The organism is Novipirellula artificiosorum (assembly GCF_007860135.1).
GTDB classification, from domain to species: Bacteria; Planctomycetota; Planctomycetia; order Pirellulales; family Pirellulaceae; genus Novipirellula_A; species Novipirellula_A artificiosorum.
Genome location: NZ_SJPV01000010.1, coordinates 231,897 through 245,840 on the forward strand (window position 1 = coordinate 231,897; position 13,944 = coordinate 245,840).

At 54.3% G+C, this 13,944-nt stretch carries 10 protein-coding genes; 8 read left to right on the forward strand and 2 right to left on the reverse strand.

Annotated elements, in window-relative coordinates; all coding sequences use genetic code 11:
* Positions 1 to 92: 92 nt before the first annotated feature.
* Complete coding sequence (locus Poly41_RS24090; protein ID WP_146529693.1) at positions 93 to 4,787, reverse strand: DUF4347 domain-containing protein; 4,695 nt, start codon at positions 4,785 to 4,787, stop codon at positions 93 to 95.
* Positions 4,788 to 5,065: 278 nt separating this feature from the next.
* Between Poly41_RS24090 and glf the strand changes: the two genes are divergently transcribed.
* On the forward strand, positions 5,066 to 6,187 hold the full coding sequence (gene glf, locus Poly41_RS24095; protein WP_146529695.1) for a UDP-galactopyranose mutase: 1,122 nt from the start codon (positions 5,066 to 5,068) through the stop codon (positions 6,185 to 6,187).
* A gap of 64 nt (positions 6,188 to 6,251) precedes the next feature.
* Here glf and Poly41_RS24100 read toward each other — a convergent pair whose 3' ends face one another.
* On the reverse strand, positions 6,252 to 7,340 hold the full coding sequence (locus Poly41_RS24100) for a coiled-coil domain-containing protein (protein ID WP_146529697.1): 1,089 nt from the start codon (positions 7,338 to 7,340) through the stop codon (positions 6,252 to 6,254).
* A gap of 247 nt (positions 7,341 to 7,587) precedes the next feature.
* On the opposite strand from Poly41_RS24100, the gene Poly41_RS24105 reads away from it, so the two are divergent.
* The 7 genes from Poly41_RS24105 (at position 7,588) to Poly41_RS24135 (ending at position 13,918) form a co-directional block, all read left to right on the forward strand.
* On the forward strand, positions 7,588 to 8,553 hold the full coding sequence (locus Poly41_RS24105) for an archaemetzincin (RefSeq protein ID WP_146529699.1): 966 nt from the start codon (positions 7,588 to 7,590) through the stop codon (positions 8,551 to 8,553).
* A gap of 406 nt (positions 8,554 to 8,959) precedes the next feature.
* Positions 8,960 to 9,457, forward strand: a complete 498-nt coding sequence (locus Poly41_RS35460) for a transglutaminase-like domain-containing protein (RefSeq protein ID WP_261344912.1) — start codon at positions 8,960 to 8,962, stop codon at positions 9,455 to 9,457.
* A 62-nt stretch (positions 9,458 to 9,519) separates the two neighbouring features.
* Positions 9,520 to 10,074: a hypothetical protein gene (locus Poly41_RS24115; RefSeq protein ID WP_146529701.1), complete on the forward strand. Its 555-nt coding sequence runs from the start codon at positions 9,520 to 9,522 to the stop codon at positions 10,072 to 10,074.
* Positions 10,071 to 10,430, forward strand: a complete 360-nt coding sequence (locus Poly41_RS24120; RefSeq protein ID WP_146529702.1) for a hypothetical protein — start codon at positions 10,071 to 10,073, stop codon at positions 10,428 to 10,430. Before Poly41_RS24115 ends, Poly41_RS24120 begins: the two co-directional genes overlap by 4 nt.
* Before the next feature lie 196 nt (positions 10,431 to 10,626).
* A complete protein-coding gene (locus Poly41_RS24125; protein WP_146529705.1) occupies positions 10,627 to 11,049 on the forward strand; it encodes a VOC family protein in 423 nt (140 codons plus the stop codon).
* Positions 11,050 to 11,386: 337 nt separating this feature from the next.
* Positions 11,387 to 12,853, forward strand: a complete 1,467-nt coding sequence (locus Poly41_RS24130; RefSeq protein ID WP_146529707.1) for a type IV pilus twitching motility protein PilT — start codon at positions 11,387 to 11,389, stop codon at positions 12,851 to 12,853.
* 3 nt (positions 12,854 to 12,856) lie between these two features.
* Positions 12,857 to 13,918, forward strand: a complete 1,062-nt coding sequence (locus Poly41_RS24135; protein WP_146529709.1) for a type IV pilus twitching motility protein PilT — start codon at positions 12,857 to 12,859, stop codon at positions 13,916 to 13,918.
* The last annotated feature ends 26 nt before the right edge of the window (positions 13,919 to 13,944 follow it).

Below are 13,944 nucleotides of genomic sequence, written 5' to 3' on the forward strand. Positions count from 1 at the left end.
CGGTGTTGGAGTTTCATGCTGTCATCGAAGCTCGTTTTCCCTCTCCCGGCGTTTAGACGCCGACCTCTCAGGGGTCGGGTGAACATTTCGCGTTAAACCACCGTCCAGCGTCCAATTTGTCCATCGAGTAGGTCGACGAAGTACATCTCGCCATCGGGACCTTGCCGCATGTCGACGACATATTGCGCCCCGGTGGTAAACACCGACACATCAGTAACTTGCCCTTCGGCGTTGACGGATGCTCGACGCACGACCCCTTGGCCGAGTGAGTTGAAGAGGATATCGCCCTCAAAGAGCAACCCCAAGTCGCCACCTCGAATCACATCGCCCATGACGACGGCATCGATTCCATCCGCCGTATGACTCAGCGCTATGATCGCCGGTTCCGCCTGTGCCCCGTTGGCGACAAACTGCTGGCCAGCCGGCAAGTTGATGTAGCCTCCAGGCGTCACAATATTGACACCTTGGCCGCCTTCGAAATAGGGCCAGCCAAAATTCGCCCCAGGATCGGCGGTGTTGATTTCTTCCCAACGCGTCCAGCCAACATCGCCGATAAATAGCCGCCCCGTCACATCATCGATCGCGAATCGGAACGGATTCCGCAGCCCAAGCTGGTAGACCTTGGAACGATTCGCGTCGCCGTCTCCATTGTAGAACGGATTATCCGACAACCCTTGGCCGGTCACGGGATCGATTCGCAGAATTTTCCCTGACAAGCTATCAATGTCTTGCACTCGCACGACGCGTGGGTCCATCTGGTTGTAACTGCCGCCATCACCAATCGAAACCATTAGCGCGCCGTCGGGAGCAAACTCCAAAGAGGCGATCGAGTGCGTCGTGCTGTCGCTATTGATGAAATCTCGAAGGTAAGAGCCATCGGGATATTGGCCTGCTGGCGGTTCCGCCATATCGGTGACGCTGTTGGTGAATGCATTGAAGTTGTTCCAAGTGCTGGCAGTCCCCATCATGACGAATTCTGAACCCGCGATCACGCTGGTGTAGTTGGTCGATGCATCGAGTGTGTAACGAACCAAGCGTCCGGCTCGATTGCCCGTGGCATCCGGACCCGCGAACTGATTGCCAACGTAGTTCCAAACCTCTGGCGGGTCGTACGTGTAGAGCACGTACATGTATGGCTGATTTTCCAAATCGGGATGAACCGCCACATCAAGCAGTCCACGATCCGAAAAATTGTTGACAATCGCGGAAATATCGATTACCGGCGTTGACACCAACACACCGTCACGCATGACCTTGACCAGACCCCCTTTTTCCGAAACGTACATGTTTCGGCCATCCGCGGACCACGCAATTGCGGTCGGCTGGTTGAACCCACCTTGGACGATTTCCGTCTGAATCTCACCCGACGGCAACACAGGCGGGTCAAGCGCCGGCGCTTCGGTGTCCATCCACCATGACAAAATCCGATGAGCGTTGGGTCGATCAAAATCGGCCGCCGTAAAGCCAGCGTACATCTGCGTGCCCACAATCTGATCCAACGAGACCGTGGTCTTCATCGCCGCAAGCGTAGGTTTTTCGGCCGAATCCGAGAGATAGACCGCCAACGAATCGCTCACGCCGTTGTAGTCGACCCAAGCGTGATAGACACCGCCATCATTCAAGTCAAACGGAGATCGCGATTGGACGAGATGGTTTTGCGGGACGCCGTTGACCACCACCGCAATCTCATCCTTGAACTTGTCCGTCTCGTTAAGCCAAGTGTCAAACTCAATTGCCACGCTATTGCCGATCCCGCCGTAACCGATATCAAACCCACCTCCGCCAATTGCTCCGCTGCCAGAGGGCGAATTCTGCAACACAAACACCAACCCGTCGGCACCACCCGCACCCCAACCACCAGTCATCTCGAAACTGAAACTCGTTTGAAAAGAACTATCGCTCGTCACGTCGATCGGCTCGGTAAAGAAAGCCGATCCGGTTTGATACGTGGCCTCCGATGTGAGTTGAAGTTTTCCGCCGGTGACCGTTGCACCACCGTTGACATCAATCATCGCACCGTTGTTGAAGTTGGTGAAACTCGGCAAGTTTTGTTCATCGTCCAATACCGTGATCGTGGTCGTCCGCGGTGCCCCAAGTTCTGCGTTGACCGGATTATCGATCGTGATACTGAATGTCTCGACCCCTTCCTCCAAATCATCGTCGAGGATCGGAATCCGAACCTCCGCGACGCGTTGCCCTTCCGCAAAATAGGCGACGCCGCTGCGAGACGAATAATCGTCGCCGCTGACGGCCGATTGGTCGTAGGTCTGATAGTTGATCGATCCGATTTCCGAGGCATCACCCGTACGCATGATCCTTAGTACCGCTTCTCCCACCGTCTCGCTGACGGTGACTTGGACAGTATCGAGTTTGAACGTCGCCGGGCCCGCGTTGTTCGGATCGGCCGTGTCCATCGACCATGACAAAACCCGGTGTGCATTGGGACGATCGAAGTCGGCCGCGGTGAAGCCAGCGTACATCTGGTTCCCAACAATCTGGTCCAATTGCAACGTCGTCGACAAAATCGCCTGCGCCGGCTTGTTGGAACTGTTCGAAAGGTACACCGTCAACTGATCCGACTCGCCGTTGTAGTCGACCCAAGCGTGGTAGGTGCCGCCATCATTCAAATCGAATGGCGAATAGGCTTGTACCAGATGATTCTGCGGAACGCCGTTGATCACAACGCCGACCTCATCTTTGTACTTGTCCGTTGAGTTGAACCAAGTGTCAAACTCAATCGCGACGCTGTTGCCGATCCCGCCGTAGCCAATATCGAAACCGCCGCTACCGATCGCACCGCTGCCAGAGGGCGAATTCTGAAGCACAAACACCAACCCGTCCGCACCACCAGCACCCCAACCACCAGCCATCTCGAAACTGAAGCTCGATTGGAACGAACTGTTGCTCGTCACCTCAATCGGATCCATAAAGAAAGCCGAGCCCGTTTGATAGGTGGCTTCGGAAGTCAACTGCAGCTTCCCGCCCGTGATTGATGCTCCGCCATTGAGATCGATCAGCGGCGTGTCACTGAAACTGACGAAACTCGGTAAGGACTGCTCGTCGTCTAGTATCGTAATCGTCGTCGTTTGCTGCGAACCAAGATCGGCGTTCACCGCGTTGCGGATCGTCAACTGAAACGTCTCGGGGCCTTCTTCAACGGTGTCATCAAGGATCGGAATCCGAACCTCCGCCGTACGTTGGCCTGCTGCGAAGTTGGCAACGCCGCTGCGAGAAGAATAGTCGTCGCCAGCCCGCGCCGATTGGTTCGAGGTCTCATATTCGACCGACGCCGTTTCGCTGGCATTGCCCGTACGAACAAGCTTCACGACCGCTTCGCCACCCGTTTCGCTTACCGTCACTTGGGAAGCATCAAGGTTGATCGTCGCCGGGCCACTATTGCCCGGATCGGCCGTGTCCATCGACCATGACAAAATCCGGTGTGCATTGGGACGGTCGAAGTCGGCCGCGGTGAAGCCAGCGTACATCTGGTTGCCAACAATCTGGTCCAATTGCAACGTCGTCGACAAAATCGCCTGCGCCGGTTTGTTCGAGCTGTTCGAAAGGTACACCGTCAACTGATCCGACTCGCCGTTGTAGTCGACCCAAGCGTGGTAGGTGCCGCCATCATTCAAATCGAATGGCGAATAGGCTTGAACCAGATGATTCTGAGGAACGCCGTTGATCACAACGCCGACCTCATCTTTGTACTTGTCCGTTGAGTTGAACCAAGTGTCAAACTCAATCGCGACGCTGTTGCCGATCCCGCCATAGCCAATATCGAACCCGCCGCTACCGATCGCACCGCTGCCAGAGGGCGAATTCTGCAGCACAAACACCAACCCGTCCGCACCACCAGCACCCCAGCCGCCAGCCATCTCGAAACTGAAGCTCGATTGGAACGAACTGTTGCTGTCGACTGCGATTGGATCGGTAAAGAATGCGGACCCCGTTTGGTAGGTCTCCTCCGACGTCAGCTGAAGTTTATCTCCGCTGATCGATGCATCGCCATTTAGATCGAAAGGGTCTGTGGAGGCGAAACTGTTGAAGCTAAAATTGGATTCGGTGCCGGTGATGGGGAGTGTATGCTGATATCGAGCCATGACTGTTGCTTGAAATGCCAGTCCAGACTCAATACGTCCGATCGCCTTTTCCAACTCCCAATTCCCTCCTTGCGAACGCGATCCTGTGGTGTCGATCGACGCCGCCACATCGGCGCCGGTTAATTCGGCAACCGCACTCAGTAACGCGTCGCCTGACGATCCCGCACCAACGCTGCATCCATACAATAAAATGTCTGCGTTTGGGGCAAGGGCAAAGGACCATTTTGCGATTTCGGCACCGCGGTCGCGAATGACTGTCGAATCGATCGTTTCGCCCGACAATCTCAATCGGCCTGCATCTCCGTGGGAAACGATATGGATGGAAGCGACATCTTGGCGCTTCGCCAACGTCTCGCTGATCTGGGTGATCGCGTCTCGGTTGGCAGCGAGTAAAATCACTTCGGCATTCTCGGCGAACTCATTCAACAAGTCCGAGTCTTCGATTTCGCTGTCAAGGAATAAGATGCCGGCAGCAGAATCCGTGGCTTGCGTTTCCGCATGTGTATTCGTTGTGGAGGTTGCTGCGGGCCCGATTTCGACGAAATTGGCAACCGCCTCCGTCGCCACCCCAGCGTCCGCCGCCAGCATCAAACGGGGCTCGAGTGCCGACAACGTCCATGAAATGCGCTCTCTGCGCCCCGCCGCTTTGTTGCTGGCGAACCGACGACGACGTTTTGCGGGAAGCATTCGAATTCACTCCAAAAAACCGATGATGGACCAATTGATGGTCACAATGGAGCAGCATTGACAGCTCCACCGAAAATGACGAATTGTACACGTGTACTGCATCCGAGCATTCATACAACTTTGCCGAATCAGAAAAGTCAAGTTATTTGTTGAAGCTGCTGGAGTGATCCCGTCGATTCAACTGATACAAACCGCACACTCGGGCTGATCCGAAGTGCCAAGTCGTCGCAGAAGACAAGAATTCGCCCGATAACGGATGTAGGGAGTTCGAGAAGCGGATGTATGACTATGTGATCGTTGGAGCCGGACTGTTCGGATCGGTGTTCGCCCGGCAAATGACTGATGCAGGGGCCAAATGCTTGATCATCGAAAAGCGCAATCATATTGGTGGCAATTGCTATTCCGCCAACCTGGGCGGTATCCACGTTCACCGCTATGGACCCCACATCTTTCACACCAATGACGACGCTGTATGGCAATACGTCAATCGCTTTGCACGCTTCAGCAGGTTCAGCTATCGTCCCAAGGTGAATTTCCGCGGGGAGCTGTACTCCTTCCCAATCAATTTGAATACACTCCATCAACTGTGGGGCGTCACAACACCCCAGCAGGCCAAGGAACGGCTGGAGGCGGAACGGGTTAAGATCGAGCAACCGGCGAACTTGGAACAATGGGCGTTGTCTCAAGTCGGGCGTGAGCTCTACGAGACGTTTGTGTACGGCTACACCAAGAAGCAATGGGGCCGCGAACCGAGCGAATTACCCTGCTCCATCATCCGCAGGCTGCCCATTCGGTTGACATGGAACGACGACTATTTCAACGATCGCTACTGTGGCATCCCCGAGGGCGGCTATACGAAGCTTTTCGAGTCGATGCTGCAAGGGATTCCTGTCGAAACGGAAGTGGATTTTCTTTCCGATCGATGCCGGTTCGAGTCGATGGGAAAGTCCATTGTTTATACCGGCCCCCTTGACCGGTTGTTTGATTATGAACTGGGGGCCAGCGATTGGCGAGGCTTACGTTTCAAGCATCAATTGATCAGCCAACCTGATTATCAAGGCGTCGCGGCCGTCAACTACACCGATGCCGAGACACCCTACACGCGATGTATCGAGCACAAGCATTTTGAACCGCTTGAATGCGACCACACCGTCGTGACTCGCGAGTATCCCGCAGATTGGTCGGTGGGGGACGAAATGTATTATCCGGTCAACAATGACGCCGGCGAAGCTTTACAAAAACGTTACGCTGCAAAGTTGCCCAAGAACTACCTCATCGGCGGTCGCTTGGCAACGTATCGCTACTTCGACATGCACCAAGTCGTTGCCTCGGCGATGCATATGGCCAAGCAACAGATCCGAAGCGTTGAAACAATCTACCCCTTGCGAAGAGTTGCTTAGCATAACAGCACACCGAGAACGGTCTGGGTGGTGAACCACGCCGATGATGGCGAGAACCCAACGACTATCGCTTCACGCCGGGCTCAATGTTGTTTTGGATGTTGGTTCGGGCGGCTTCAATCGCCTTGGCCACGCGTGTCGACTCACTTTCGATATGCGTGCGCATTCTTGCAATCTCGGATTCTAATTTGGCGATCTGCTGCTCGTGCGACTGATTCTCTTCCTGTAAAGCTCGCTCGCGGTAGTACAACTCCGTTACATCGATGGGGTCATTCGAACTGATACTGAATCGTTTCCTAAACTCGTCGATCGCCGCAGCTTCAATGGCCTGAACTTCCTGCTCCGACCGGGTTTGATTGCTTTCGGCCTGCTGTTTCAAGTGTTCGTATTCCGCTGGAGCAATGCGAGTGAATCCGAGTTCAGAGAGCAGTCCATCGGCAGCCTCAAGGTTCGCATCAAGCATCAGCTTGCGGTGAGCAGCGTTCCGTTCCGCGAGCGCAATGTCGTGTTCACGTCGAATCCGCTTCAGCTCTTTTTCTTTCTCGAACACAGTCGTTTCGGTTTGCTCATCAAGATCCTTTTGTTGCCTTAGCGCCTCGAGTCGCTTCTGCTCGATTTCGGCTCTCAATCGATCCACATCATCCGCAGCAGTACTCAAGTCCGCTAATTTCCCAATCTGCTCAATCAGCGTGTCACGTTTGTCCGTCAATTCGTGCAATTCGTTCTGCAAAGCTTCTCGCTTGGCATCATGTTCCGCCTGCATCATTTGCAATTTAACATGATGTTCTCGCGTCGCACGGTCCAAAGCAATGCTCAATTTTTCTTGCGACTCCGACACCTGCTGAATCACTTGCACTTGCCGCTGGCGAACCTCGTCAGTTTGTTTCTCCGATCGTGAGAACTCTGCCTTTTCGCGTTCAATCTCGAGTTCAAGATCTTTGATCCGTTCCAGGTGTGCTTCGCGTTGCCGATTGTCTTCCGTCTCAGCTTGCTTCAATTCCAACTCATACTGCAATTCCTGCAATTGGACCTCGCCTGCGGAAATCGGCCCTTCTGATCTGGCCTCAAGCTGCCGCATCAAGGCAACACAGTAGTCCTTGGCTTCCTGGGCCTTCAATGTCTGAACTTCACTCTCGGTGTACATCAAATTCATGTTTGCATTTCTCCGGCACAAGCGTATCGATGGCACTCTAGCTCAAAAGAGAATGTTACTGCGATTCGCTACCACATTCATCCCCCCGGACGGTACGTCATTTCAGATCCACTGGAAGTGGAGGAATGGAGCAGCCGATGCACGGTTGTCGATTTCGATGGGTTTCTCGCCGTCGCGGTTGTTTGTGTCTCGAGTTCAACCGACAATGTTGTAGTAGCGGAAACGATACCCCGACCGGGATTGAGAGATGGAAAGAGTTCTTCGATTATGTTTTCTGGTGGTTCTCGGTTTGGTCAGCCAGGTCGCGCGAAGTGAGGATCGTTCCCGACCAAGGATCGTTAAGACGTTTGAACCCGTTGATCTGGGACGCTTCCAGCAAATCGACCCAGAATCCCTACAGAGGACGATCGGACAGCTAGAACGGATTCATCGTAAACTGGGAAAGCCGTCGCCCGGTGATTGGTTGGACCAGCAAAAGGAAGTAGGTCAAACGTTTCGCCAGTACGTTGCCTCGGACCCCGTCCGACCGACAGGACGACGACACATTCTCTATGTCCAGCCCATCGGTGAGTTCGACGCGAAGCAAAGCGAGATCGTCGAGCTTGCCTCTGAATATCTAGCCCTTTACATGCATACGACGGTCCGTCTTTGCAAAGTGCTGCCTTCGACGACGGTTCCCCAAAAAGCACGTCGCGAACACCCCGAATGGAAGGTGCCGCAGATGCTCTCAACGTACCTGTTGAAGAACGTGCTCAAGCCTCGATTGCCAGACGATGCTGCGGCGTACATTGCCTTTACCACGACCGATCTTTGGCCAGGTCGAGGTTGGAACTTCGTCTTTGGTCAAGCTTCGCTACGAGATCGAGTGGGCGTTTGGTCGATGTACCGTAACGGTGATCCGAGCAACAGCAAAGCAGACTACCTGCTTTGTCTTCGTCGTACGCTCCGAATTGCAACCCATGAAACGGGTCACATGTTTTCGCTTGCGCACTGTATCGCCTATCAGTGCAATATGTGTGGTGCAAACCATTTGCAGGAATCGGATCGGTTGCCTCTTTACCTTTGTCCCGAATGCCACGCCAAGATCGCTTGGGCCATGGGAGTCGACCCGATTGAGCGATACACACAACTGAGTCAGTTTTGCAAGCAACATGAAATGGGATGGGAATCGGCGTACTACGACCAAGCCATCGGTCTGCTACGCGATCCGTGATGAATCCATCTCGATCCATCTTGCCCCAATAGAGGTTTTGCAAAACGCTCTTCCCCTCGAATGCCGCTCGCGCATCTTTGGCAACCCAACTTGGCTGTTTTTAGTTACATACCTATCGATACCGGCACAGAATCACTCGCTTGGGAAAATCGCCAGTCGTGCCTCTGTGTTTTAGCTTTCCTTTCTTTCGTTCGCAATTTGCAACCGTGCAAGTCGGACGATAGACTTGCATGAACGCGGATGATGACGGTCAATCCGTCCGTGGCACGATACGGACAAACCAATGAATGCAAGAGGCTCGATTTGAGGGGAGGCGATTGTGGAACCTGACCCGCGTCAGTTCGTCGGTAAATGCGATGTGATCGACACGGACGCAGTCAATGTTGCCGATCAGGCAAAACGACTTGTGTGTGATTCGGATGAACAAACGGCTCGAAACTGTTTTGAATTCGTTCGGGACACGATAAAGCACAGCGCTGACCACAGGCAAAATCCAGTGACCTGTCGCGCGTCGGATGTCCTTCAACACAAAACGGGATATTGCTACGCAAAAAGCCATCTGCTCTGTGCTTTACTCCGAGCAAGCGGAATACCAGCCGGGCTGTGCTACCAGCGACTTTCCCTTGACGGTCACGGACCGCCATTTTGCCTTCATGGTTTGAACGCCGTGTATCTGTCTGAGTACGGGTGGTATCGCATCGACGCTCGCGGAAACCGCTCGGATGTGGATGCCCAGTTCACGCCGCCGATTGAGAAGCTTGCCTTTCCGATCACGGTGGACGGTGAACGCGACTTGATAGGGATATGGGAATTCCCGCATTCCGCTGTGACGGAATGCTTGTTTCGGTACGATCATTGGTCCGACGTGAACGAGAATCTACCGGACATCGAACGTGAAGGGTAACGCTCCTGCTCAACTTATAACCTCGACACAACTGCAAGGCCGCTCACCAACACAGCAAGCCAATGCCAAGCGATAGCGACGACCGCTGGGTGGACCTCCAACACCAGCGTCGAACGATCCACCATTTCACTTCGTTCGTTGCAGGATGGGGCTGGGTTGCCGCACTCCTTTACGCGACGACATCGATTGTCCGTTCGTTCCTTGCGTGCTTGATCGCGATCTTGTTGGTTGCGTCAGGATGTAGCGACGGAATAACGGGAATCGAGTCCACTCGGGAGCCACAAGACGCCGTTGTTTATCTGTATCCAGATTTTGCTTTTGTGGCGGTTGTCGACCAAACTGGTAACGAACTCCGATTGACCGACGGCATGCCGTTGGTGATGGACAATCCCACATTTGAACGCGTCGTATTGCCGGTTACTAAGGGAGAGCGCCGAGCAGGGACGTTTGAAAAGAACTACATCCGGGTCGACGCACGATTCCGCATCGAACGTGATAATCTGGTGGTTGGTGTGATTCAGACCCCAGACGGTAGTGTGGAGGAAGTGGGGAAGGATTATTGGGTGCTCAAGATCGATACCATTCGAAGTGCCCAATGGTGCCCAGCGAACCCATGAAGACCTTCGGAATTTCCACCCTGCTCGTAACAACGGCTTCGTTCGCGATCCTCTGCGTGTATGTTACGTTGCCGACGGTCGCGGCGTGTATCCTCTTTGGATTGCCGGTGGTTATTGCGGTCTATGGGCTGACGGCACCGGCAGACGGAACCTCTCTGGACGTGTCAACGCGACCAGGAATTCGGGCTGCGATGCAACTGTGGGCGATTTCTTTGCTGATGGTCGTTACGTTGATGATCGCGAGTACCGTTTTCGCTGACCTTGGACATGCAATCGACCGAGCTCGATATCGGCAATGGAGAAAAACGCCTAGCCTCGTTGATCCACCTCTCATCGTGTATGGGCTCGACGAATGACACCCAGATGGATCAGAGCTTCGTGGGTCCGCGATCGGGTCATTGCGGGAACGACCAAAAGCTGTGGGAAACGCACTCGTCGACGTTCAACAAAATGGGCGAGCTCGAGCTTATTGACATGAAACGGTCCGAGCAGTAAACCACGATGCCGTTGCGGCGTTTTCTCCTCTCCAAAATCATCCCCCGGTTCGACCCAATGGCCACCATTACAACACTTGGATTTGCGGGACGGACCGAAGAGGCGCTTGAGCACTATCACGACGCGCTCGACGCCGAAACGGTATTCTTGATGCGGTTCCGCGATAGCCCAGACCAATCACACATGAAGCCGGGCATGGAAGACATGATCTTTCATGCGACATTTCGGATTGACGGCACTGAATTCATGGCGAGCGACGTCGGTTACCTCGACGGTGAACCTGCGGCGGTTTTTGCTGGCTTTTCTCTGGCGTTGCGATTGAAATCCTTGGACCACGCGAAACGCGTTTTTGATGCGTTGGCTGACGGAGGCCAGACGCTGATTCCACTTGCCAAATCCGCGTTTACGGCTTGGTATGGTATCGTGATTGACCGCTTTGGCGTTTCGTGGAAGATCAGCGTCGACCAAGACGACAGATAACAATGTGATGCCATGATTCAATTGCCGCTTGCTCCGTGGCGAATGACGGTGTGACGATACCAATGCCATTGCAGGATGCGATGCGGTCTTTGCTTGAGGAAAGGATCGTGTCCAAGATGGAAGTGCAACGGGGTATCTTGGTCGTTCGCACTCGGCATGAATTTCCGCACGACGAATACCGCGTTCGGCTCCGAATTGACTGGGACTTCGGCTGACCTTATCGGGTCGTGCATTCGCGGAACCGGAATCTCTTTGTAATTGGTTGGCCGAGCGGTTAGACTGCGAGTAACCCCGATTTCGACAAGCCCCAACTTCCCCACCTAAGACCGAGGCCGTCATGTCGAAAGTGACTCAGCAGGTATTCCGGCGGATTGCGATTCACAACAAGTTGCTTCCCGAGGACGAACTCGACGCACTCCTGTCTGATTTTTCCGATCCGCTTGAAGCCTTGAAGCAACTGGTTGAGCGGCAGGTTATGTCGCAGAACACCGCGTCTCAATTCGAAGCGGTTTTCAAAAAGCAAGTGAACAAGTTGTTTGCCGAGCAAATCGGTCAAATGGAGGAAACTCTTGAGACGAAACCGCCTTGCGATGCAGAGCAAGCGAAACCGTCCCATGCAGCTTCCGCTCCCGCTTCGCCGATTGCAGACCTACCGGCCGTCAGTGATTCAGGAACGGAGGAGCAAGTCAACGTCACTCGGCACGATCGAGCTCGGTCGCTTGCTCTGGGCGGCGTGGAACGAATCCACTCTTTGATGCAGCAAGCGCGCCAGTTGGGAGCTTCGGATTTACACGTGATCTCTGGCATTGTGCCGGTCGTTCGAGTGAATGGCCTCCTTCGCGAACTGCCTTGCGAACGTTTGTCGGCCGACGTCGCCAAGCAATCTCTTTTGTCGGTCTTGACGGAAGAGCAAAAGACGACTTTCTACGACAAGCTCGAGTTGGACTTTTCGTATGACGGTGGCGAAGAGCTAGGACGATACCGAGCCAACTTGCTGTTTCAGCATCGCGGAGTGGACGGAGTTTTCCGATTGATTCCCGAGACAATTCCTTCGTTCCAGGATTTGAATTTGCCTGATGCCGTGAAGCGATTCACGGAGCATCGTGTTGGGGTCGTGCTCGTCACCGGCCCCAAAGGCAGCGGAAAGACAACGACACTTGCCGCAATGGTAGACCGGATCAATCGTCAACGAGCAGAGCACATTATCACGCTCGAGGATCCGATTGAGTTCGTGCATCCCTGCAAACGAGGACACGTCAATCAACGCCAAGTTGGCACGCATACGCATTCGTTCTCCAATGCATTGCGATCTGCGTTACGCGAGGCGCCCGATGTGATCATGGTGGGAGAGATGCGCGACCTGGAAACGACATCGCTGGCGATTACGGCCGCCGAGACGGGACACCTGGTGCTGGCCACGCTCCACACGCCCGACGCCGTTCGAACGATTGGTCGCATTCTCGATGAATTCCCGCCGAAAGAGCAGCCACAGATTCGTGCGATGTTGTCCGAGTCTCTGTGCGGCATCTGTTCGCAATTGCTGCTGCCGGGTGCCGATGGCGAATCGATGGCCCTTGCGGTTGAGGTTTTGGTCAACACTCAAGCGATTGGGCACCTGATCCGCGAAGAGAAGGTTCATCAGATCCACGGGGTGATGGAAACCGGCAAGCAACACGGCATGATCTTGATGGACGACTCGCTGATTCGATTGGCAAAGGCGGGGCGGATCACTGCCGAGGTCGCCGGCGAATACGCTCACAATGCTAAGTACGTCAAAGCCGAACTGGCTTCGGAGGGAGTGTAACCGATGGCATATCTCGATCCCCTGCTGCTGCGGATGAAGGAAGTCAATGCATCGGACTTGCACCTCGTCGTTGGACAGCCCCCCAAATACCGCATTGATGGGCAGATTCAAATCATCAAGGATCATGACGTTTTGTCTCGAGAACGCTTGGCCGAGTACATGTTCGAATTGTGTAGTGAGGGCCAACGCAGTCGCTACGAACAGAATTTAGATTTTGACTTTGCTTACGGTATCGGTGATGAGGCGCGATTTCGCTGCAACTACTTCTTTCAACGCACCGGATATGGTGCGGTCATGAGGTTGATCCCGACTCGGATTTCAACCGTCGAGGAATTGGGGCTGCCGCCGGTCTTATTGCGACTCACCGAACTTCGTAGCGGATTGGTGTTGGTCACGGGTCCCACGGGGAGTGGGAAATCGACGACGTTGGCTGCCATGATCGACCATATCAACCAACAGCAGCGCAAGCACATCGTCACGATCGAAGACCCGATTGAATTTGTCCATGCGAACCGCCAATCGATCATTACCCACCGCGAGGTAGGTGAGCATACGCCATCCTTCGCCAGCGCACTTCGTACGGTCACCCGACAGGATGCGGATGTCGTTTTGGTTGGCGAAATGCGGGACCTGGAGACCATCAGCCAGGCGATCAGCGCAGCCAGCATGGGCACGTTGGTGTTCGGGACGTTGCACACGAACAGTGCACCCAAAACCATTGACCGAATCATCGACGTATTTCCCAGCGATCAACAGGCTCAAATTCGGACGATGTTGGCAGAATCGATTCGAGGCATCGTCGCGCAACAGTTGCTGCTTCGCAAAGGAGGTCAAGGACGCGTGGCCGCGAATGAAGTTTTATTCGGAACGAGCGCCGTGGCGAACATTATCCGCGAGGGCAAGATTGAAAAAATCACCTCGGTCCTTCAGTCCGGGAGACGCGAAGGGATGTTGTTGATGGACGACTCCTTGCAGCGTTTGGTGGATGAAAAGACCATTGATGGAGCCGACGCCTACATGAAAGCAAGCGAAAAGCAGCGTTTTGCGGAGTTTGCTCCGGAGTAACGCGTTTGTGACTTCCATGGTGGACG